The following is a 22,851-nucleotide window of genomic DNA, read 5'->3' as shown; positions in this document are numbered from 1 at the left end:
GATGCGGGTTTTGATATTCGCAGACGGGGGCTATGAAATTGGCATGGGCCACGCCGTCCGGATGAAACTGCTTGCCGATGCCATTAAGACCAAATGCTCCATTACGTTTTACACCAACAAAGAAGCTTCCTCTTATCTTTCTTCTGACAAATGGGAAGTGATCATCAAGCCTGACAAGGGACAGAAGGAATTTATTGTCCGGGAAATAAACCGGCAGGCTCCTGACCTGCTCATATTCGATCTGCTCGATATACCGTGTGACTGGCTTGAAGAAATCAAAAAGCACTCATCTGCCCGCATCGTCTTGTTTGAAGAAAAACGGGAACATGTTATTCATTTATGCGATGCCATCATAAACGGCATATATGGCGGACTGAAAAGCCGGATGGTTAAAATGGGCAGCACCGTTGTATATGAAGGCCCGGAATATATGATTCTTCATCCGGGTTTTGAAAAAGCCAAACAGCTCTATCAGCTGAGAAAAGAATGCCGGACCATTTTGGTTTCTTTAGGAGGAAGCGACCCTAAGAAGCTTGTCTTTAAAGTGATAGAAGCATGCCGCCGCATTCCGGATATTCAGCGCAAACAGGTGATCATCGTCATGGGCGGCGCCGCTGCTCATGCTGATGACGTGCGCGCGCTTATTGCGCAAATGCCTTATGCCGGGTTGGTAAGTCAGACAAATGACATGGCCGCGCTTCTCACAAGGGCTGATATGGCCGTCGTGTCCGGCGGCATTACTTTATATGAAACCATTTGTACGGGTGTGCCCTGCATCGTTCTATCTCAAGTGGCGCATCAAACCGTGACGGCAGAAAAATTCGCCGGACGGGGAGCCGCCGTTCATCTCGGCCTCGGAGAACGCATGTCAGCGGATGTTCTTGCTCGGCATATGTCTGAGCTGACCGCTGATTATCAGATGCGGCTCGGACTTCATCAGAACGGAACGCCGCTGGTTGACGGGAGAGGCATCAAACGGGCGGCGGCGATTCTTTTTGATTTGTGATAAAACCACACGTAAGGAAGTGTTGATGTGAAAGGTGTTATCTTAGCCGGAGGCACCGGCTCACGCCTTATGCCGCTGACGAAAGCGGTCAATAAGCATTTACTCCCTGTCGGTCCATATCCGATGATTTACTGGTCGATCATGAAGCTGGAAGAAGCGGGAATTAAGGATATATTGCTGATCACGCAAAAAGAGTATATTCCGCAATTTCATAAACTTCTTGAAAACGGAGAAGAGCTTGGCGTCTCGATCACATATCAGGTCCAGCCCGCCGCATCCGGCATTTCGGACGCTTTATCGTACGCAAAGCGGTTCACAGGACGCGATCCGTTCGTTCTGCTTTTAGGAGATAATATATTTGAAGATTCATTAAAACCTTATACGGAACGCTTCGCACAGCAGGGAAAAGGAGCGAAAGTGCTGCTGAAAGAAGTTGATGATCCGGAGCGCTTCGGCATCGCCGAGATTGATGAGGAAAACAAACGGATCAAGTCGATCATTGAAAAGCCGGAGCAGCCGCCGACCAGCCTATGCGTCACAGGGATCTACATGTATGATGCCGAAGTGTTTTCTTATATTGAACAAATTTCCCCTTCAAAACGCGGCGAACTGGAAATTACCGATGTCAATAATTTATACATTGAACACAGTGAGCTGACGTATGATGTGTTAACGGGCTGGTGGGTGGATGCGGGCACGCATGAATCGCTCTGCCTCGCCGGAAGCCTGGCGCAACAGGCGATACAGAAAGGACAGGAACATTAATCATGCCAAAATCATATTTAATTACAGGCGGCGCCGGATTTATCGGCCTCACCTTTACAAACATGATGCTGAAAGAAACGGACGCGCAGATTACCGTCCTGGATAATCTCACGTATGCAAGCAGGCCGCTTGAAATAGAAGCCTTAAAAAAGAACGGCCGTTTCCGTTTTATTAAAGGTGATATCTCTAAAAAAGAGGACATCGACAAAGCCTTTTCCCAAATGTATGACGCCGTCATTCATTTTGCGGCAGAATCTCATGTGGACAGAAGCATAAATCAGGCGGAACCGTTTATCACAACAAATGTGATGGGCACATACCGACTGGCTGACGCGGTGTTACAGGGAAAGGCCGGCAGACTGATTCATATTTCAACTGACGAGGTGTACGGAGATTTGGGGCCGGATGATCCCGCTTTTACGGAGACGACGCCGCTTTCGCCGAATAATCCGTATTCCGCCAGCAAGGCAAGCTCAGACCTGCTCGTCATGTCCTATGTGAAAACCCATAAGCTTCCCGCCATCATTACGAGATGCAGCAACAATTACGGGCCTTATCAGCATCATGAGAAAATGATTCCGACCATTATCAGACACGCCGTAAACGGCACGCCGGTTCCGCTGTACGGCGACGGGATGCAGATCAGAGACTGGCTGTTTGCCGAAGACCATTGCCGCGCCATTAAACTTGTACTGGAAAAAGGAACGCTCGGCGAAATTTACAATATCGGCGGCGGAAATGAACGGACGAATAAAGATCTGGCAGCTTTTATCATGAAGGAGCTCGGAGTCGAGGAACGGTTTGCTCATGTCGAAGACAGAAAAGGGCATGACCGCCGTTACGCCATCAATGCCACAAAGCTGAAACAAGAGCTGGGCTGGCGGCAGGACGTCACGTTTGAAGAAGGAATGAGAAGAACCATTCGCTGGTATACAGGCAGCCAACAAGACTAATCGGAAAGAAGGGGATCCGATTGACGAAGGTATTAGTAACCGGAGCGGCCGGCCAGCTGGGGCGGGAGTTATGCCGCCGACTGAAGCGGGAAGGGTATGAAGTGATCGCCCTGACAAAAGCGATGATGAATATATCCGACCAGCGATCGGTGCGGCACTCGTTCAGCCATTACAAGCCGGATATCGTCGTCAATACGGCGGCATACACCTCCGTTGACAAATGTGAAACGGAGCTCGACAAAGCGTATTTAATAAACGGAATCGGAGCCTATTATACATCGCTTGAGGCTGAAAATACCGGAGCGAGATTTATTCACATCAGCACCGATTACGTCTTCAGCGGCAAAGGAACACAGCCTTATCAGACAGATGATCCCGCAGACCCCGGAACGATTTACGGAAAAAGCAAAAAACTCGGCGAAGAACTGATCCGGTTAACGGGAAAAAACCACACCATTATCAGAACATCGTGGGTATACGGCAGCGGCGGGAACAACTTTGTCAATACGATGCTGAAGCTTGCGGATACACATGATCAAGTGCGTGTCGTCAACGATCAAGTCGGCGCACCGACATACACTAAGGATTTAGCCGAAACGGTGATCGGTCTCTTTGACAGGCCGCCGGGCACGTACCACGCCGCAAACAGCGGAGTGTGCAGCTGGTATGAATTCGCAAAGGCTATTTTTGAAGAAAGCGGCAGGACCGCCGCTGTGCTTCCCGTCACGACGGAGGAATACGGAAATAAGACGCCGCGTCCCGCTTACTCGGTGTTAAGCCTTGAGTCGATTGAACGGCAGGGGCTCGGCATGAGGCATTGGCGGGATGCGCTGCGGGATTATTTACAAAGGGAGGGACAGTGCAAGTGATCGAAGGCGTAAAAATCAAAAAGCTGATCAAACACAGTGACGACCGAGGTTTTTTCTCAGAACTCGTCCGTGACGATGAACAACTTCTGGAACATTTCGGGCAGGCTTCCTGGTCAAAAAGCTACCCCGGCGTCATTAAAGCGTTTCACTATCATGAGAAACAGGATGACCTGTGGTTTTTCCCGACGGGCCATGCCCAAGTCGTGCTCCATGACCTTCGCGAAGAGTCAGCAACCAAGGGGGAAACGGATGTCTACTACATGGGAGAAGACAATCCGATGCTGCTTCTCATTCCAAAAGGAGTCGCACACGGTTACAGAGTGCTGGGAGAAACCCCGCTGACCATTATTTATTTTACGACAATGTCCTATAATCCGGATCAGCCTGACGAAAAAAGAATTCCGTGGAATGACGAAACCATCGGATTTGACTGGCAGACGGCTCATCGGTAGTGCACAAGACGGAGACAGCGGATGTCTTCGTTTTTTGATTTTCAGCTGATGTGAATCTTGCAAAAATAAAAGAAAGAATATTCTCAAAAAACAATTTACTTACATGGATAAAGGTGGTAGATTATTCTCAGGAAAAGAGAAACTCCAATTCGCGCGAATGGAATCATCAGACACGCTTTTCCGGCAGAGGACGCTCTGAATCCCATATGATCTGGAGGAATCAATGATGTTAAAAAGAAAATCATTTTCTGCTTTTTTCATCAGTGCTGCTGTATTTTTAGCTGTGTTCTTGCCATCTTTTCATGCGAATGCCCAATCTGCTGTTATTGAAGCGAAAACCATCAACAGTACGAAAGAATACGCGACGTCTGATATTGAAGTCACATACAAGCCGAATGCGCTGCTTGCCGTCGGTGCCATTGAATTTCAATTTCCCGACGGGTTCAACGCCACTGTGAGGGACTCTGTAAACGGAAGAACTTTGAAAGAAACGCAAATTCTCAACTATGGAAAAACGGTCAGACTGCCGCTTACCCTTGATTTGCTGGGAGCGACTGAATACAATCTCGTTCTGGTGCGTAAAAACCTTCCGCGCGCCGGCACGTATACAATCAAAGGCGATTACGTAAACGGTTTGGGTGCCGGCAGTCTTTACGCCGAAACAAAACTGGTCATTGACCCGCGTTAATCCCGAATGAAAGAGGCTGCACAACAGCCTCTTTTTTTATGCGGAAAAGGCTGGCATGAATCTTGCATATAAAAAGGGGCGTAACGACAATGTGAAAGGGACTGATGGGTCTTGGTGTAAAAGCGCTTACATTTTGTTCTGCCGGTAATTGAAGCTTACACGTAAAATACGATGAGGTGATGAAACATGTCAGCCAACCCGCTTTCTAAAAGCAATCAGAAAGATGAAGAAAAAGAAGTTCTTAATTTGTTCTTGTCAACACAATCGATCATTAAGGAAGCCCTGCGTAAACTGGGGTATCCCGACAATATGTATGAATTAATGAAAGAGCCGATGCGGCTTTTGACCGTCCGCATTCCAGTCAAAATGGACAATGGCTCAGTACAGGTTTTTACGGGCTACCGCTCACAGCATAATGATGCGGTCGGCCCGACAAAAGGGGGCGTGCGGTTTCACCCTGAAGTCAGTGAAGAAGAGGTCAAGGCGCTTTCCATCTGGATGACTTTAAAATGCGGCATCACAAACCTTCCTTACGGGGGCGGAAAAGGAGGCATCATCTGTGATCCGCGGACGATGTCATTCGGGGAGCTGGAACGGCTGAGCCGCGGATATGTGCGGGCGATCAGCCAGATCGTGGGCCCGACAAAGGATATTCCGGCTCCTGACGTATATACCAACTCGCAGATTATGGCGTGGATGATGGACGAATACAGCCGGCTGAGAGAATTTGATTCACCGGGATTCATTACGGGCAAACCGATCGTTCTCGGCGGTTCACAGGGGCGGGAAACGGCGACCGCGCAAGGCGTCACGATTTGTATTGAGGAAGCCGTTAAGAAAAAAGGGATTCCATTGGAAAATGCGCGCATCATCATTCAAGGGTTCGGAAATGCCGGAAGTTTTCTCGCTAAATTTATGCATGACGCGGGCGCCAAGGTGATCGGCATCTCAGACGCCCACGGCGCTTTGTATGATCCTGACGGCCTTGACGTTGATTACCTGCTGGATAAGCGGGACAGCTTCGGCACGGTGACGAATCTCTTCTCAGATATCATAACGAATCGGGAGCTGCTGGAGAAAGACTGTGATATTCTCGTGCCTGCCGCGATCTCCAATCAGATTACGGCTGAAAACGCTCATAACATTAAAGCCTCGATCATTGTGGAAGCGGCGAATGGGCCGACAACAATAGACGCCACGAAAATCCTGAATGAAAGAGGCGTGCTTCTTGTGCCGGATATTTTGGCAAGCGCGGGCGGCGTGACAGTGTCTTATTTTGAATGGGTGCAGAATAATCAGGGATTTTACTGGTCTGCGGAGGAAGTCGCCGGAAAACTGCGCAGTGTTATGGTGAATTCGTTTGAATCCATTTATCAGACAGCGCATACCCACAAGGTCGATATGCGTTTGGCCGCTTATATGACAGGCATCAGAAAATCAGCTGAAGCCGCCCGTTTCCGCGGCTGGGTATAAGTGTTATCCGCAAAGAAATTTTGCATCGGCTATAGAGGATCGCAAAATTTCTTTGCGTTTTCTGAATGCAGCTGACAGATTCGGACAAACTTCGTCCGCTTTCGGCAGAGATTTTCTTTTTTTTATCACAACTTGTTATGCTGGTATGCTTCTTGCATCTTCATAAAGCGTGAGCACACATTACAAAATACGAGGAGGAATTCTAATGACAGTTTCATACGCACACGAACCGTTTACAAATTTTCAAGAAGAGACAAATAAACAATCGTTTCAAGAAGCGCTGGCTTATGTGAATTCACAGCTGGGCAAGCATTATCCGATTATCATCAACGGTGAATCGATTGAGACTGATAAAAAAATCGTTTCCGTCAATCCGGCTGATAAAAAAGAAGTGATCGGCACTGTATCGGCGGCCGGCAAAGAGCTTGCGGAAAAGGCCATGCAGGCGGCGCTTGAGGCATTTCAAACATGGAAAAAAGTACGGCCGGAACATCGTGCGAACGTGCTGTTTAAAGCGGCGGCCATCATCCGCAGAAGAAAGCACGAATTTTCCGCGTACCTTGTGAAAGAAGCGGGAAAACCGTGGAAGGAAGCGGATGCGGATACGGCGGAAGCGATCGACTTTTTAGAGTATTACGCCCGTCAGATGCTTAATCTGAAAGACGGTTCTCCTGTAAAGAGCCGTGACGGAGAATTTAATCAATATCATTATGAGCCGCTTGGCGTGGGAATCGTCATTTCTCCATTCAACTTCCCGCTTGCGATTATGGCCGGAACGGCGGCAGCGGCTATCGTAACAGGCAACACGATACTGCTGAAACCGGCTGATGCGGCGCCTGTCGTGGCGGCGAAATTCGTTGAAGTGATGAAGGAAGCGGGTCTGCCGGACGGCGTGCTCCAATTCATACCGGGCGACGGAGGAGAAATCGGCGACTTCCTGGTTGAGCATCCGAAGACGAGATTTGTGTCATTTACAGGCTCCCGTGCGGTCGGATGCCGCATCTATGAACGAGCCGCAAAAGTGCAGCCGGGCCAAAAGTGGCTGAAACGGGTCATCGCCGAGATGGGCGGAAAAGATACGGTGCTTGTAGACAGAGATGCTGATCTTGATCTTGCCGCTTCCTCAATCGTGTATTCCGCTTTCGGATTTTCAGGCCAAAAATGTTCGGCCGGTTCCCGCGCGGTCATTCATCAGGACGTCTATGATGAAGTTGTCGAAAAAGCCGTCGCTTTAACAAAATCACTTACCGTCGGAAGTCCGGAAGATTTTGATACATACATGGGGCCTGTCATCCACGAAGCGTCTTATAATAAAGTCATGAGTTATATCGAAATCGGCAAAACAGAAGGAAAACTTCTGACGGGAGGCGAAGGTGATGATTCGAAAGGATACTTTATTCAGCCGACTATTTTTGCGGATGTAGATGAAAACGCCCGCCTGATGCAGGAGGAAATTTTCGGACCGGTCGTCGCGATCTCTAAAGCCCGGGATTTCGACCATATGCTTGAGATCGCCAACAATACGGATTACGGCCTGACAGGAGCTCTGTTATCGAAAACCCGCGCGCACATTGAACGCGCCCGTGAAGACTTTCACGTCGGAAATCTATATTTCAACCGCGGATGTACGGGTGCGATTGTCGGCTACCAGCCGTTCGGGGGCTTCAATATGTCAGGAACGGATTCAAAAGCCGGAGGACCTGATTATCTGATTCTTCATATGCAGGCGAAAACAACATCTGAAGCCTATTAATCTTTCGGAAATAGCGCGAGACAAAGAGAGTCGCGCTATTTTCTCTATTTGAGAGTAAGGAGGATGAAACATGTATCAGCAGCTCAGCAAAATGCTTCCGGAGGAGAAAATAGAAGCCATTACGAAATCGCTGGTAGCGTTAAACAGCATTAACGGCACATTGGGAGAAGGAAAAAAGGCCGACTATATCAAAGATATGATCAAGAGCTTTCCCTACTTTCAGGACAACCCGTCACATGTGTGGGAGCAGGCGATTCCTGAGGACCCTTACGGCCGCAAAAATATTTTCGCGTTTATTGAAGGAAACGGTGACAGCCTGAATACGGTCATTTATCACGCCCATCTTGATACGGTCGGCATAGAGGATTTCGGCCCTTTAAAAGATATCGCTTTTGATTCCGACCGTCTCGCGGAGTATTTCTCCAGCTATGAATTTGATCGGGAGGTGCAGCGGGACGCCCGCTCAGGCGAGTGGATGTTCGGAAGGGGATCGGTTGATATGCAGAGCGGTATTGCCGTTCATCTCGCCAATCTGCTTCACTTTTCTGAACGGCGCGAGCAATTGCCGGGCCATATTCTGTTCATGGCAAACCCGGATGAGGAAAGCCAGCATTCCGGCATCTTAACAAGCATTTCTGAATTAAAACGGCTGAAACAAGAAAAACAGCTTCGTTATTTAGCCGCGATTAATACCGACTTTATCACGCCGCTGTATGAAGGTGACACGACACGGTACATATACACGGGCGCCGCCGGAAAGCTTTTGCCTTGCTTTGCGATTTACGGGCGGGAAGTGCATGTCGGGGATACGCTGTCCGGCATAGACCCGAATTTGATCGCGTCAGAAATCACCAGAAGAATCCACAACAATATTCATATGGCAGAAAACATTGAAGGAGAGCTTGTGCTTCCGCCGACCTGCCTGTACCAGCGTGACAACAAGGAAGCGTATAACGTGCAGACCGCCGTCAGCAGCTACGTCTATTTTAATTATTTTATTTACGAAAAAACCGCCAAAGAAATCATGGATCAGCTGACTGCCGTGGCTGCCGAAGCCTGCAAAGAGACAGAACAAAAATTATCTGATTATTACGACGAATATTGCAGGAGAACGAACCTTCCGAAAAAAGAGATCTCATGGAACGTTCAAGTGTACAGTCTGGAAGATTACCTGAAAAGGCTGAGAAGCCGCGGCATAGACCCGGCCCAGTGTATAGAGCAGACGTTTAAAACATATGAACATCTTGAACTGCGGATGAGATGCTTTAAAGCCGTCGAGGAACTGCAAAAACTCGATCCTGAGCAGGGAGCCAAGGTCATTATTTTCTATGCGCCGCCTTACCTTCCGCACAATTATTTGAAGGAAGAGAGCACGCGGGACCGGCTTTTGCAGCATGTCATTCAAGAAGCCGTCGATAAAACAGCGGCGTCAACTGGAGAAACATTCGCTTTTAAAAAGTTTTTCCCTTATTTAGCGGACGGAAGCTTCTTATCGCTGCATGAAACAGATGCTGAAGTCTCCGCCTTTACCGATAATTTTCCGGGATGGGATGTCATCGGCATGATTCCTTTTAAAGAAATCAGGGAATTAAATATTCCATCGGTCAATATAGGGGTATATGGCAAGGACGGCCATAAATGGACGGAACGGGTGTATAAACCGTACACATTCCATGTGCTGCCGGAACTCATTCAGCAGACGACGCTGCACCTTTTGCACAGCTATCGATTAGACATACGCACAAATGGCTGACATAACGGGATAAGGGGGATGTATATGCAGGGAGATACCAATCAAAATGAATTACAGCGCACGATGAAGGGCCGGCATTTATTTATGATCGCCCTCGGCGGCGTGATCGGGACGGGACTGTTTCTGGGCTCCGGTTTTACAATCAGTGAAGCGGGGCCGATCGGTGCGATAATGGCTTATGTGATCGGCGGATTTTTAATGTATCTGGTGATGCTTTGTTTGGGGGAGCTTGCAGTCGCCATGCCGGTCGCCGGTTCGTTCCAGGCGTATGCCGCAAAGTTCTTGGGGCCGTCGACGGGTTTTACGATCGGATGGATGTACGCATTCAGCTGGGCCAATACAGTGGGGCTTGAGCTGACGTCGGCGGGAATTTTAATGCAGCGGTGGTTTCCGGACGTTCCGATTTGGGTGTGGTGCCTTGTATTCGGCGTCGTCATTTTTTCCATTAACGCGCTGTCTGCGCGGAGTTTTGCGGAAATGGAGTTTTGGTTTTCCAGTATTAAGGTCATGGCAATTGTATTGTTTATTATTCTCGGCTGCGCTGCCGTATTCGGCTTTGTCGGTTTTAACGGCGGGCAGACGGCGCCGTATCTGTCAAACTTTATGACGGACAAAGGGCTTTTCCCGAACGGGGGACAGGCTGTGCTGTTTACGCTTGTCATGGTGAATTTTTCATTTCAGGGAACCGAACTGGTCGGAATCGCCTCGGGGGAAAGCGAAAACCCGGAAAAGACGCTTCCCCGCTCAATCCGAAACGTCATATGGCGGACGCTGTTTTTCTTTGTGCTGGCGATGTTTGTTCTCGTGTCCATTTTGCCGTACCAAACGGCAGGCGTCATCGAAAGCCCGTTTGTGGCTGTGTTAGATAAAATCGGCGTTCCCTATGCGGCTGATATCATGAACTTTGTCATTCTGACCGCCATGCTGTCGGTGGCGAATTCCGGGCTGTACGCTTCGTCCAGAATGATGTGGTCTCTATCAAAAAGCAAAATGGGTCCCGCTTTCTTAACGAAACTGACGAAAAAAGGCGTGCCCCTGAAAGCTCTTTCCATCACCATCGCTATCTCCGGTTTATCCCTGCTGACAAGTGTAGTCGCGGCTGAAACGGTGTATGTATGGCTGATTTCCATTTCGGGTATGATTACCGTCGTCGCGTGGATGTCAATCTGCGCTTCACAATTCGTTTTCCGCAGGCGCTTCCTCGCTGAAGGAGGAAATCTGAAAGACCTGGCATTTAAAACGCCTCTTTATCCGCTCGTCCCGATTCTCGGATTTTCGGTCTACGGGCTTATCTTAATCAGTCTCATCTTTATCCCCGACCAGCGTATCGGTCTGTACTGCGGTGTCCCGCTGATGATCATCTGTTACGCGTATTATCACTTCGGTATCAAAAAACGCTTGAAGCGTGAGCCGGCTTCTTCGGAAAAAGGCGCCGCAGGATAAGAAGAAAGCCCTCCGCAAAAAGCGGCGGGCTTTACTTTGTTTTCCGTTTTGCCGACAGAACATAGGAAAGAACGGCAAAGAGCTGAAAACCGAAAATGCTGACAGCCATCGGCCAGGCGTTTTCTTCTCCGGCTATCCCGACCAGTGGGGCGGCAGCCGCGCCGCCGATAAAAGGCAGGAGTCCGAGAAGAGCCGCAGCGCTCCCCGCGCCTTTCTCTTGTTTTTGCATAGCCAAAGAAAACCCTGTCGTTGTGACGACCCCGACTGAAGAGACAATAATAAATAAAGAAATGCAGACCGCCGTCAGGCCTAATCCGAAGGCAAGCGATAAAAGCAAAGCGATGCTCCCGATGACGGCAATGAACAGCCCGGCGACAAACAGCTTCCGTTCATCATGTGTTTTGGCCATCCGTCCGGTGATTTGAGCAGCGCATATGATTCCCGCTCCGTTTACGGCGAACAGCAGGCTGAACGTTTGCGCCGACACGCCGTAGATGTTTTGCAGCACAAACGGCGACCCGGCAATATATGCGAACATGCCGGTCATCACAAATGCCTGGCTGAGCGCAATTCCCATAAACATCCGGTCGCCGAGCAGGCCCCGAAACGTCATCAGCGTCTCCCGGAGTCCGCCGCTTGTCCGTTTTTCAGGCGGAAGCGACTCAGGCAATGCCGCAATCACTGCGGCAAAAATGATACAGCCGATCACCGCCAGCACGATAAACACGATTTTCCACCCCGCGAATTGAAGGATAAATCCCCCTGTAATCGGCGCTAAGATCGGCGCCGCCCCATTCACAAGCATCAGTAATGAGAAAAAAGCCGTCAATTCTTTTCCGGAATACATATCGCGTGCGGAAGCCCGTGCGATGACGATTCCGGCCGCCCCTGTGAACCCTTGAATAAACCGCATGACAATTAAAAACGAAACAGAAGGGCTGAAGGCGCATAATAAAGAAGACAGCGTATAAAGCAGCAATGACAGAATCAGAGGCTTCCGGCGCCCGATCATATCACTGAGCGGCCCGACAACTATCTGGCCGATCGCGAGCCCCAAAAGACAAAACGTCAGGCTCAGCTGCGCAAGTGACGCTGACGTATGGAGGTCGGCCGCCACTTCAGGCAAAGCGGGCAGATACATATCGAGCGAAAGCGGCCCGAATGAAGCAAGCGTCCCGAGAATCAATACCATGCCGAGGCCTGCGCGGCCGGCCTTTGAATAACCGTTATTCATTCCATGACCCACCTTAACAAATGATTCTATCACTATAGCATAACCGGATGGCTTATTTTATAACATTTATTGAATATAAACTAAATATTTTATTTAAAATCTTAATGTAAATAAAAAAATGAAATTAGTTTTCGTATGAAATGTAAAATGAAAAATAAGGATGCTAAACTATAAAACAACAAAAGGTAGAAAAGTTTTACGGAAGAGGTGTTCAAAAAGCATGAACAGCATACAAACCGATCACATCGAAACGAAACGCCGATTTCCGGTCTTTCTCGCGCTTGCTTTGACATTAGGCGTATTTGCCGCGGGTTCTGAAGAGCTGGTGATTTCCCCGCTGCTTCCGGATTTAGCGCAGGCTTTCAGCTCGGATGTCAGTGTTCTGGCGCTTTCCATCAGTATTTACGGAGTGATGATTTTTATCGGGGCGCCGCTTTTGGTTCCGCTGGGAGATAAATATTCCCGTGAACTCAGCCTGATGGCGGGGCTTCTTATATTTACGGCCGGCACGGTAATCTGCGCGCTGGCGAACAATATCTTTTTTTTCTTTCTGGGCAGGGCGCTTTCCGGACTTGCGGCGGGTGCGTTTGTGCCGACAGCTTATGCGCTGGTCGGCGACCGTGTGCCTTATGCGCATCGCGGCAAGGTGATGGGTCTGATCGTTTCAAGCTGGTCGCTTGCTTTGATTTTCGGTGTTCCGATCGGCTCTTTTATCGGCGGCGTTTTGAATTGGCGGTGGACGTTTTGGATTTTCGCCTTGATGGCTGTCCTCGTTGCTTCGCTCATTTTCATTGAGGCGCGCCGCACAACGGCGGATGGGGACAAAACAGAAGAGGAAAGCGGCCGGCAGACAGGCACCTTCCGGGATGCGCTGAAGGTGCCCCGTGTTCCTGTATACCTCACGATCACTTTTTGCAACATGATCGGTTTTTACGGCATGTATTCATTTCTCGGCACGTATCTTCACCGCGTGCTGCCGGGGGGAAATACCGCTTCCGGGCTGATGATCATGGTGTACGGGATCGGGTTTTCCATGAGTGTGTTCACGGGGAAAATCGCCGACAAGGCGGGGAAAATGCGTGCCCTGATCGCGGCATTGGCCGTTATCAGCATATGGCTTGCCTGTCTCGCCTATGCGCCGTCATCAATGCCGCTTTTGGTCATCGGGTTATTCGTCTGGGGCTTGATGCAAAGCCTGACGGTGACCTTGCTCAGCACCATTTTAAGCGATTGCTCACAGAGCCGCCGGGGCAAAATCATGGCATTCTACAGTCTGGCGTCCAATTTGGCCGTGACCCTGGGTTCGGCTGTCATGGGCCCGGTCTACGTCGGATATGGATATGCAGCTGTCGGGTTTATCTGTGCAGCCGTCACCCTCATCGGCTTTGGCCTCAGCGTTTTTGCTTACAGAAGATATGGCAGATATGAGCATACGGCTGACCAATCATTGTATCGGTAAAATAAAGTTTCAACAATTTTGTAAATGTTAATTTTTAACACCTTATCTCATAAGGTGTTTTCTATTATATAGGGATAATTATCAATATTTTCAAATAATATTGACAGTTTGAATCTCTATGGATAATATTTACTTAAAATTTAACAGATTGGTTGGTGCTCATGATTATATTGGATAATAGCATTCAGACGAAAAGCAAGGCTTATTCAATATCTAAACTGATTACGATCAACACGCTCGGTCCTGAAGGGACAAGCAGTGAGTACGCAGCAAAAAACTTCATCACCAATTTTACCCTCCTCCAAGGGGTGAACAGCAAGTTATCTCTGCATGATACATTTGAATCGTGCATTGAAAAAACGCTCCAAAGTCCGTTGGAATACACAATTGTGCCTCACGCGTATGACGGCATTAAGCATTTCTACATGAGACCGGATCTGCAGCTTCTGCAAATTTTCAGGTGCGACACCCCCATGTACGGCCTGGCTGTCCGGCCTGATTTTGAATATACCGATGACATGCTTGATAAGGCTGTTATCGTATCCCACCCGTCTCCTATCAATTTGATTAAGTATTTTACCCGTAAAGATGTTACGTTTGATTTGGTAAACTCAACAAGCGCAGCCGCGAAAAGAGTGAAGGACGGTTTGTCCGACATCGCGCTGACAAATGAGCTGGCCAGACAAAAGTACGGCCTTCAATTTGTAAAAACGTTTAAAAGCATTCCCATGAGCTGGTCATTATTCGGAAAAGGAGAGATTCATGATGAAAACTAAACAAGACTTGCAGGAACTTTATTTCCCGACGCCTAAATTAATAGAATGGGAAAACGGAGTAAGACAATATTCATCCGTCAGAGGCGATACGGAAGTTCTGCTCTCTTACGTTCCGCCGCATACAAACGTGGAACCGCATCAGCATAAGGAAGTCCAAATCGGCCTTGTCGTTTCCGGCGAGCTGTCTATGACAGTCGGAGACGTCACAAGAAAGATGACGGCGCTGGAATCAGCTTATATCGCGCCTCCTCATGTGCCTCACGGCGCAAGAAATGAGACGGATCAAGAAGTGATCGCTATTGATATTAAACGCCTTAAAGCCGGTGAAACCTACACAAGCCCTGAGGATTATTTTTTGAATATTTTTAAAACGCGAGACTTATTGCCTGGTATGGAAGTCACATTCTTCGTGGAGGACTGGGTGGAAATCATGCTTGCCAACATTCCGGGCAACGGCGGGGAAATGCCGTTCCATAAACATCGCAATGAACAGATCGGCATCTGCATCGGCGGCGGCTATGATATGACCATTGAAGGCTGTAAAGTGGATATGACATTCGGAACAGCCTATTTCTGCGACCCGAGAGAAGATCACGGCGCCATCAACAGATTTGAAAAGGATTCAAAATCAGTCAATATCTTTTTCCCTCCGCGCTATAACAGAGCAAAAGCGAAAAAATTAGAGGCGAAAGAGTCATGAACCTGACGGATAAAACCGTCCTCATCACAGGGGGCGCATCAGGCATCGGTTATGCCGCGGTTCAGGCGTTTCTGAATCAGCAGGCAAATGTGGTCGTCGCGGATATTGATGAGGCGCAGGGAGAAGCGATGATCCGGAAAGAAAACAATGACAGGCTGCATTTTGTCCAGACGGATATTACAAATGAACCGGCATGTCAAAACGCCATCCGGTCAGCGGTTGACAAGTTCGGCGGGTTGGACGTGTTAATCAATAACGCCGGCATCGAAATTGTCGCCCCGATTCATGAGATGGAGCTGAGTGATTGGAACAAGGTGCTTAACGTCAATCTGACGGGCATGTTTCTGATGAGCAAGCACGCGCTGAAGTATATGCTCAAAAGCGGCAAGGGCAATATCATTAACACGTGCTCCGTCGGGGGAGTCGTCGCATGGCCCGACATTCCCGCATATAACGCCTCTAAAGGCGGTGTTTTGCAGCTGACGCGTTCTATGGCCGTCGATTATGCGAAACACAACATCCGCGTCAATTGCGTGTGTCCGGGAATCATCGACACACCTTTGAATGAAAAGTCGTTCCTTGAAAATAACGAAGGCACGCTTGAAGAAATCAAAAAAGAAAAAGCGAAAGTCAATCCGCTGCTGAGGCTCGGCAAGCCTGAAGAAATAGCGAACGTCATGCTGTTTCTCGCCTCGGATTTATCAAGCTATATGACCGGAAGCGCCATCACCGCAGACGGTGGATACACCGCACAATAGAGAAGGAGTGTTACATATGGAGAGAAAAACAGTATTGGTTATCGCTGATCTTGGGGGCTGCCCGCCGCATATGTTTTACAAAAGCGCAGCCGAAAAATACAACCTCGTCAGCTTTATTCCGAGACCCTTTGCAATTACAGCCTCTCATGCGGCCTTAATTGAAAAATACTCGATTGCGGTCATTAAAGATAAAGACTATTTTAAGAGTCTGGCTGATTTTGAACATCCCGATTCGATTTACTGGGCTCATGAAGATCATGACAAACCTGAGGAAGAAGTAGTCGAAGAAATCGTCAAAGTGGCCGAGATGTTTGCGGTTGACGCCATTACGACCAACAATGAACTGTTTATCGCTCCGATGGCAAAAGCGTGTAAACGGCTCGGCCTGCGGGGAGCGGGCGTACAGGCCGCTGAAAACGCCAGAGATAAAAACAAAATGAGAGCCGCCTTCAACCGGGCCGGCGTCAAATCCATCAAAAACAAACGGGTGACGACCCTGGAAGATTTCCGCGCCGCGCTTCAGGAAATCGGAACGCCGCTTATTCTGAAGCCTACATATCTGGCGAGCTCGATCGGCGTGACGCTTATCAAAGAGATGGAAACGGCCGAAGCTGAATTCAACAGAGTCAATGAGTACTTGAAATCTATTAACGTACCGAAAGCGGTCACGTTTGAAGCGCCGTTTATCGCGGAAGAATTCTTGCAGGGCGAGTATGATGACTGGTACGAAACAAGCGGTTATTCCGACTATATCAGCATAGAAGGCATCATGGCCGACGGAGAATACTTCCCCGTCGCGATCCATGATAAAACACCGCAAATCGGATTCACGGAGACAGCGCATATTACGCCGTCCATCCTGGATGATGACGCCAAGCGGAAAATCGTCGAAGCTGCCAAGAAGGCGAATGAAGGACTCGGCCTCGAAAACTGTGCAACGCATACAGAAATAAAATTAATGAAAAACCGAGAAGCCGGACTGATTGAGTCAGCTGCCAGATTCGCGGGATGGAATATGATTCCGAATATTAAAAAGGTCTTCGGCGTCGATATGGCGCAGCTATTATTGGATGTTCTCTGTTTCGGAAAAGAAGCCGATCTGCCGAAAGGATTATTGGAGCAGGAGCCATGCTATGTCGCAGACTGCCACTTGTATCCTCATCATTTCAAAGAGAACGGCCAGCTGCCTGAGACGGTTGTCGATTTCGTCATTGAAAGCATTGAAATTCCTGACGGCGTTTTAAAGGGAGACACTGAACTCGTTTCTTTCTCAGCGGCTGAGGCGGGTACGTCAGTGGATCTGCGGCTGTTCGAAGCGTTCAACAGCATTGCGGCGTTTGAGCTGAAAGGAAGTAATTCAAAAGACGTGGCCGAATCAATCAAACAAATTCAGCAGCAGGCGAAGCTGACTGCAAAGTATGCGTTATCGGTATGAAACAGCTGAAACCGAACTCTAAGTATTTGCTTTTCGGGCAGGCGCTTTCGTTTATGGGAGACTATTGCGTTCTCCCGGCCCTGCTCATTTTGTCTACATACTATCATGACTACTGGGTGACGTCCGGCGTCATCGCGGTCCGCAGCATTCCGATGGTGTTTCAGCCGTTTTTAGGCGTGCTTGTCGACCGGCTCGACAGGGTGAAAATCATGCTGTGGACGGATGTGATCAGAGGTGTCATCTTCTTGGGGCTGACATTTCTCCCGAAAGGCGAATATCCGCTGCTTTTTCTGGCGCTGCTGTTTGTCTCTTACGGAAGCGGCGTATTTTTTAACCCGGCCCGTCTCGCGGTCATGTCGTCTTTAGAAGCGGATATTAAAAATATCAATACCTTATTTGCCAAAGCCACGACGATTTCGATTATTGTCGGCGCCGCAGCCGGCGGTCTGTTTCTGTTAGGCGGTTCTGTTGAGCTTGCCGTCGCCTTTAACGGGGTAACCTACCTTGTCTCCGCGTTTTTCATCAGCCGTATTAAGCTTCAATACGTGCCGATTCAGTCAGAAAACGTGAGAGAAGCCTTTCAGTCGTTTAAGGAAGGCCTGAAGGAAATCAAAACAAATGCTTTCGTGTTAAATGCTATGTTTACGATGGTTACGATGGCGCTGTTATGGGGTGTCGTCTACAGCTATTTTCCGATTGTCAGCCGCTTTTTAGGCGACGGGGAAATTGGGAATTTCATTCTGACGTTCTGTATCGGCTTCGGCGGCTTTATCGGCGCCGCCCTTGTCAGCAAATGGGGCTTTAACAATAATAAAGGGCTGATGTATTTTACAGTGTTGTCGATCGTCTCGCTTGCGCTGTTTTTGTTCACCCCGATTTTCGCCGTGTCAGTCATTGCCGCCATTCTTTTCTTTATTGCAATGGAATACGGCGAGGTGCTGGCGAAGGTCAAAGTTCAGGAGAACGCGGCGAACCAGATTCAGGGCCGGATCTTTTCCGTGGCAGAGGCGTCCATCGGATTGTGCATCGCCGTCGGTTCCATGCTGATCAACATTGTAGATGCGGCGGTTATCATGGCGTTTATCGTGCTTCTGGTCAGCGGGTTGTTTCTGCATACAAAACTGGTCAATAAATCGTTTTCAGAACGGAATAACGAATCGGAGCAAATTCATTTATAAGGAGCCTTTCAGATGGAAATCATACCGTCCGACGTCATCAAGACACTTCCGAAACAGGAATTTTCGCTCGTTTTTCAAAAGGTAAAAGAGTTGGAGAAAACGGGGGCCCGGATCATCAATCTCGGGCAGGGAAATCCCGATCTCCCCACTCCGCCGCATATCGTTCAATCATTGCGGGAGGCTGCGCTGAATCCTTCGTATCACGGATACGGCCCGTTCAGAGGCTATCCGTTTCTGAAAGAAGCCATCGCGGAATTTTATGAGAGAGAATACGGTGTATCGGTCAATCCGGAGACAGAAGTTGCGCTGTTCGGCGGAGGGAAGGCGGGTTTGTACGTTTTGACGCAATGCCTGCTGAATCCCGGCGACATCGCCTTAGTCCCGAACCCCGGCTACCCTGAGTATTTATCGGGAATCACAATGGCCAGAGCGGAGCTGCATGAGATGCCGCTTCATCCAGAGAACGGCTATCTTCCGGATTTTGAGCAGATTGATCCCGCCGTCCTGAAAAAAGCCAAACTGATGTTTTTGAATTACCCGAATAACCCGACGGGCGCGACAGCGGATCAGGCGTTTTATGAAAAAGCGGCGGCGTTTGCTAAAAAACATGACATCCATCTCATTCACGATTTTGCGTACGGCGCGTTCGAATTTGATCAGAACCCGGCCAGCTTTCTGCAGGCGAAGGAAGCCAAGACGGTCGGCGCGGAGCTGTATTCATTTTCGAAAACCTTCAATATGGCAGGCTGGAGAATGGCGTTTGCCGTGGGGAATGAGAAGATCATTCAGGCGGTCAATGAATTTCAGGATCACGTATTCGTCGGTATGTTCGGCGGCCTTCAGCAGGCGGCAGCGGCGGCGCTGTCAGGAAGCCCTGAACATACGGAACGGCTGAAGCGCACATATCAGGAACGGATTGATTTTTTCACTGAGTTATGTGAAAAGGAATTGGGCTGGAGCATTGAAAAACCGAAAGGGACTTTTTATGTCTGGGCTGAAATTCCGAATGAATTCGAGTCTTCACACCAATTTTCGGATTATCTGCTGGAGCATGCCCATGTTGTTGTGACGCCCGGCGAGATTTTCGGAAGCCGCGGAAAGCGTTATGTCAGAATATCAATGGTGGCCAAGCAGGGGGACTTGAGGGAATTCGTTTTGCGGATTCGAAAGCTCGGTTTGTCCTTTGCTTCATTACAAGAAACATCCCGCTAAACAGCGGGATGTTTTTTATATGCTTTTCATGCTTCCGCCGTCGGCCGACACTTGCTGCCCCGTAATATAAGAGGCTTCTTCCGAGGCGAGAAAGGCAGCCAGCGCCGCGGCTTCTTCTGCGGTTCCGACACGCTTCATCGGAACGCCTGAGGCAATCCGTTCTTCCGCTTCTGCTTTGGAAATGCCGTTTTGCTTCATGACATTCTGCACGAATTGGTGATAGCGGTCTGTGGCGATAAATCCGGGATTCAGACAATTGACAGTGATGTGAAAAGGCGCAAGCTGAATGGCGATATTTTTGCTGGCATTAATTAAAGCGGCGTTCATCATGCTGTTGGTAAACATGTTGGCGCCGGGCTCTTTCCATAGGTTTCCCACAATATTAATGATTCTGCCGAATTCGTGCTGTTTCATGATCGCTGCGGCTGTTTTCATAGAATCGATATAAGCGATTGTTTTATTCGTAAAGGTATTTGTCATATCCTCTATATCGCAGTTTTCAAAAGTGTCCGGCGAGCCGCCCGGAATGTTGTTGATCAATACATCAAGCCGTCCGCATTTTGATCTGATTTCTTCAAAAATACCGGTTCTCGTCTTCTGATCCGACATATCCCCGGCAAGAACGGTGACGCCCGCATCCGGATGTTTGGCGAGAATCTCTTCTTTTACGGATTCAATATTTTCGGGAACTCGTGAATTAATGACGGTATGAAAGCCATTGTCCGCCAGTTTCAGAGCGATCGCTTTGCCGATCCCCTGACTGGCTCCCATAATAAATGCGGTTCGTTTTGACAACTGTCTGCACCCCTTTACCAAAATGGAATCTCTTTTACATCGTAAAAAAAAACGACAAAAATAGCAAATTTTATTTAAATTCTGACAAAGGAAAACCCGCCGGAGAGGCGGGTGGGTGTTACACGTGTAAAAACTGCGGAAGTGTGTCGAGAGACAATCGGTTTCCGACAAAAAATGAACCGAATTCGCCGTAGCGCGCGCTGACTTCGTCAAAGCGCATTTCATAGACAAGCTTTTTGAACTGAAGCACATCATCACTGAAGAGCGTGACGCCCCATTCGTAATCGTCAAAACCGACAGACCCCGTGATAATCTGTTTGACTTTGCCGGCATAGCTCCGTCCGATCAGGCCGTGGCTTCTCATCAGGCTTTTGCGTTCATCCATAGAAAGCATGTACCAGTTGTCATTTCCGTTTCTTCTTTTATCCATCGGATAGAAGCAGACGTATTTCGCTTCCGGCAGCTCAGGATACAGGCGTGCGCGGACATGCGGATTTTCATACGGATCGCCTTCTCCGCTTGCCAGGTAGTTGCTCAGCTCTACCACGGACACGTAAGAATAAGCCGGGATTGTAAATTCAGCAAGCTTTGATTTATTAAATTCAAGCTCGATTTCGTTCAGCTCTTCCATTGTCGGGCGAAGAATCATCAGCATAAAATCGGCTTTCTGTCCGACGATGCTGTAGATGGTTTGCGAGCCTTTGCCTTCTTTTTGGGCGACGCCCCATTTTTCAAGCAGTCCCGTAAATTCGTGAATAATCGACAGGCGCTCATCGCTGGATAACAGCTTCCATGACGTCCAGTCCATTGTGCGGAAATCATGAAGCGCGTACCAGCCGTCAAGCGTTTGGGCGGCTTCGTTCGTTTTTTGCTGCTCACTCATGTATCTTCACTCCTATATCTTTTCATTGATGCCTTCACTATATCACAGTTTAACCGTTTCAGCTGTGGAGAAACCTTGAATAATCCATAGCCTTGTGTCAGAAACTAAGCTGTGAACAAACCGTCAGTTAAATTAGTTAGAAAAATAAGATTTTTCTTTGAAAGCGCTATAATGGAAGTTGGTTATTTGAATTTAGCAGGAAGAAGAGTATGCTGTAAAAGTAAGCGTTTTTTGTCAACATAGAGGAGGGTATATCGTGGCAGATTTATTTACAAAAGTACAAGAAAAAGTAGCAGGAAAAGATGTAAAAATCGTATTTCCTGAAGGAATGGACGAACGTATCCTGGTTGCGGTCAACAACTTGGCGGGCAACAAGGTATTAAAGCCGATCGTAGTCGGCAATAAAGAAGACATTCAAGCAAAAGCGAAAGAATTAAATCTTACGCTTGACGGCGTTGACATTTTTGACCCGAATACATATGAAGGCATGGAAGAACTCGTTCAGGCTTTCGTAGAACGCCGCAAAGGCAAAGCGACGGAAGAACAGGCCCGCAAAGCCTTGTTGGACGAAAACTATTTCGGCACAATGCTTGTGTACAAAGGTCTCGCGGACGGACTTGTCAGCGGAGCTGCACATTCTACTGCCGATACGGTGCGCCCTGCACTGCAAATCATCAAAACAAAAGAAGGCGTGAAAAAAACATCAGGCGTCTTCATCATGGCTCGCGGTGACGAGCAATATGTATTCGCTGATTGTGCGATCAACATTGCTCCTGACAGCCAGGACCTTGCCGAAATCGCCATTGAAAGCGCCAATACGGCTCAAATGTTTGATATTGACCCGCGCGTTGCCATGCTCAGCTTCTCTACAAAAGGATCGGCGAAATCAGACGAGACGGAAAAAGTGGCCAAAGCGGTGAAAATTGCGAAGGAAAAAGCGCCTGAACTTACGCTTGACGGCGAATTCCAATTTGACGCTGCATTTGTGCCGTCTGTTGCGGAGAAGAAAGCGCCGGACTCCGAAATTAAAGGAGACGCGAATGTATTTGTATTCCCAAGCCTTGAAGCAGGAAACATCGGCTACAAAATCGCTCAGCGTTTAGGCGGCTTTGAAGCGGTCGGACCGATTCTGCAAGGATTAAATATGCCTGTAAACGATCTTTCCAGAGGATGTAATGCGGAAGACGTCTACAATCTTGCGTTAATTACGGCGGCTCAAGCGCTGTAATCCGGAAAATGCCGGCCTTTATGAAGGCCGGCGTTTTT

At 48.6% G+C, this 22,851-nt stretch carries 21 protein-coding genes; 18 read left to right on the top strand and 3 right to left on the bottom strand.

Annotated features, from left to right (window positions below):
• Position 1 precedes the first annotated feature (1 nt).
• The 10 genes from QRX25_RS18365 (at position 2) to QRX25_RS18320 (ending at position 11,155) form a co-directional block, all read left to right on the top strand.
• A complete protein-coding gene (locus QRX25_RS18365) occupies positions 2 to 1,006 on the top strand; it encodes a PseG/SpsG family protein (protein ID WP_212099735.1) in 1,005 nt (334 codons plus the stop codon).
• A gap of 27 nt (positions 1,007 to 1,033) precedes the next feature.
• Positions 1,034 to 1,771 (top strand): sugar phosphate nucleotidyltransferase, encoded by a 738-nt coding sequence (locus QRX25_RS18360; protein WP_115996598.1) that lies wholly within the window; start codon positions 1,034 to 1,036, stop codon positions 1,769 to 1,771.
• 2 nt (positions 1,772 to 1,773) lie between these two features.
• Entirely contained in the window at positions 1,774 to 2,724 is a 951-nt protein-coding gene (gene rfbB, locus QRX25_RS18355; RefSeq protein ID WP_065982606.1) for a dTDP-glucose 4,6-dehydratase, read from the top strand.
• Between the two features lie 20 nt (positions 2,725 to 2,744).
• Positions 2,745 to 3,593: a dTDP-4-dehydrorhamnose reductase gene (gene rfbD / locus QRX25_RS18350; protein ID WP_212099732.1), complete on the top strand. Its 849-nt coding sequence runs from the start codon at positions 2,745 to 2,747 to the stop codon at positions 3,591 to 3,593.
• Positions 3,590 to 4,045 (top strand): dTDP-4-dehydrorhamnose 3,5-epimerase family protein, encoded by a 456-nt coding sequence (locus tag QRX25_RS18345; protein WP_065522457.1) that lies wholly within the window; start codon positions 3,590 to 3,592, stop codon positions 4,043 to 4,045. Before rfbD ends, QRX25_RS18345 begins: the two co-directional genes overlap by 4 nt.
• A gap of 226 nt (positions 4,046 to 4,271) precedes the next feature.
• Entirely contained in the window at positions 4,272 to 4,733 is a 462-nt protein-coding gene (gene bslB / locus QRX25_RS18340) for a biofilm surface layer hydrophobin BslB (protein ID WP_014471192.1), read from the top strand.
• A 186-nt stretch (positions 4,734 to 4,919) separates the two neighbouring features.
• Positions 4,920 to 6,206, top strand: a complete 1,287-nt coding sequence (locus QRX25_RS18335; protein ID WP_013353994.1) for a Glu/Leu/Phe/Val family dehydrogenase — start codon at positions 4,920 to 4,922, stop codon at positions 6,204 to 6,206.
• A gap of 205 nt (positions 6,207 to 6,411) precedes the next feature.
• Positions 6,412 to 7,959, top strand: coding sequence for an L-glutamate gamma-semialdehyde dehydrogenase (gene pruA / locus QRX25_RS18330; RefSeq protein ID WP_212099729.1), 1,548 nt, complete (start codon positions 6,412 to 6,414; stop codon positions 7,957 to 7,959).
• Between the two features lie 70 nt (positions 7,960 to 8,029).
• Entirely contained in the window at positions 8,030 to 9,712 is a 1,683-nt protein-coding gene (locus QRX25_RS18325) for a M20 family metallopeptidase (RefSeq protein ID WP_212099727.1), read from the top strand.
• Between the two features lie 24 nt (positions 9,713 to 9,736).
• Complete coding sequence (locus tag QRX25_RS18320; RefSeq protein WP_212099724.1) at positions 9,737 to 11,155, top strand: amino acid permease; 1,419 nt, start codon at positions 9,737 to 9,739, stop codon at positions 11,153 to 11,155.
• A 31-nt stretch (positions 11,156 to 11,186) separates the two neighbouring features.
• Here the strand turns inward: QRX25_RS18320 and QRX25_RS18315 are convergent, their stop codons facing one another.
• Complete coding sequence (locus QRX25_RS18315; protein WP_115996607.1) at positions 11,187 to 12,389, bottom strand: multidrug effflux MFS transporter; 1,203 nt, start codon at positions 12,387 to 12,389, stop codon at positions 11,187 to 11,189.
• A gap of 220 nt (positions 12,390 to 12,609) precedes the next feature.
• Between QRX25_RS18315 and QRX25_RS18310 the strand changes: the two genes are divergently transcribed.
• From QRX25_RS18310 to bacF, 7 genes are all read left to right on the top strand, one after another.
• A complete protein-coding gene (locus QRX25_RS18310; RefSeq protein WP_212099721.1) occupies positions 12,610 to 13,848 on the top strand; it encodes an MFS transporter in 1,239 nt (412 codons plus the stop codon).
• Positions 13,849 to 14,009: 161 nt separating this feature from the next.
• Positions 14,010 to 14,624: a bacilysin biosynthesis protein BacA gene (locus QRX25_RS18305; RefSeq protein ID WP_014471186.1), complete on the top strand. Its 615-nt coding sequence runs from the start codon at positions 14,010 to 14,012 to the stop codon at positions 14,622 to 14,624.
• Positions 14,614 to 15,324, top strand: coding sequence for a 3-((4R)-4-hydroxycyclohexa-1,5-dien-1-yl)-2-oxopropanoate isomerase (gene bacB, locus QRX25_RS18300; protein ID WP_041481683.1), 711 nt, complete (start codon positions 14,614 to 14,616; stop codon positions 15,322 to 15,324). Before QRX25_RS18305 ends, bacB begins: the two co-directional genes overlap by 11 nt.
• A complete protein-coding gene (gene bacC, locus QRX25_RS18295; RefSeq protein ID WP_212099719.1) occupies positions 15,321 to 16,082 on the top strand; it encodes a dihydroanticapsin 7-dehydrogenase in 762 nt (253 codons plus the stop codon). The genes bacB and bacC overlap by 4 nt, the downstream gene beginning before the upstream one ends.
• Positions 16,083 to 16,098: 16 nt before the next feature.
• Positions 16,099 to 17,517 carry an alanine--anticapsin ligase gene (gene bacD, locus QRX25_RS18290; protein ID WP_212099716.1) on the top strand — a complete coding sequence of 473 codons (1,419 nt, stop codon included), beginning with the start codon at positions 16,099 to 16,101 and terminating at the stop codon, positions 17,515 to 17,517.
• Positions 17,514 to 18,695, top strand: a complete 1,182-nt coding sequence (gene bacE / locus QRX25_RS18285; protein ID WP_212099712.1) for a bacilysin exporter BacE — start codon at positions 17,514 to 17,516, stop codon at positions 18,693 to 18,695. Before bacD ends, bacE begins: the two co-directional genes overlap by 4 nt.
• Before the next feature lie 12 nt (positions 18,696 to 18,707).
• Complete coding sequence (gene bacF / locus QRX25_RS18280) at positions 18,708 to 19,907, top strand: transaminase BacF (protein WP_212099708.1); 1,200 nt, start codon at positions 18,708 to 18,710, stop codon at positions 19,905 to 19,907.
• 15 nt (positions 19,908 to 19,922) lie between these two features.
• Here bacF and bacG read toward each other — a convergent pair whose 3' ends face one another.
• Both bacG and hemQ read right to left on the bottom strand, forming a co-directional pair.
• Positions 19,923 to 20,702 (bottom strand): NADPH-dependent reductase BacG, encoded by a 780-nt coding sequence (bacG, locus tag QRX25_RS18275; RefSeq protein ID WP_212099705.1) that lies wholly within the window; start codon positions 20,700 to 20,702, stop codon positions 19,923 to 19,925.
• A 118-nt stretch (positions 20,703 to 20,820) separates the two neighbouring features.
• A complete protein-coding gene (gene hemQ, locus QRX25_RS18270) occupies positions 20,821 to 21,585 on the bottom strand; it encodes a hydrogen peroxide-dependent heme synthase (RefSeq protein WP_014471181.1) in 765 nt (254 codons plus the stop codon).
• 256 nt (positions 21,586 to 21,841) lie between these two features.
• On the opposite strand from hemQ, the gene pta reads away from it, so the two are divergent.
• Positions 21,842 to 22,813 (top strand): phosphate acetyltransferase, encoded by a 972-nt coding sequence (gene pta / locus QRX25_RS18265; protein WP_212099702.1) that lies wholly within the window; start codon positions 21,842 to 21,844, stop codon positions 22,811 to 22,813.
• The last annotated feature ends 38 nt before the right edge of the window (positions 22,814 to 22,851 follow it).

It is taken from the genome of Bacillus sp. L381, from assembly GCF_030284525.1.
GTDB lineage: Bacteria > Bacillota > Bacilli > Bacillales > Bacillaceae > Bacillus > Bacillus amyloliquefaciens.
This window is presented reverse-complemented; position numbering and strand designations above follow the sequence as displayed.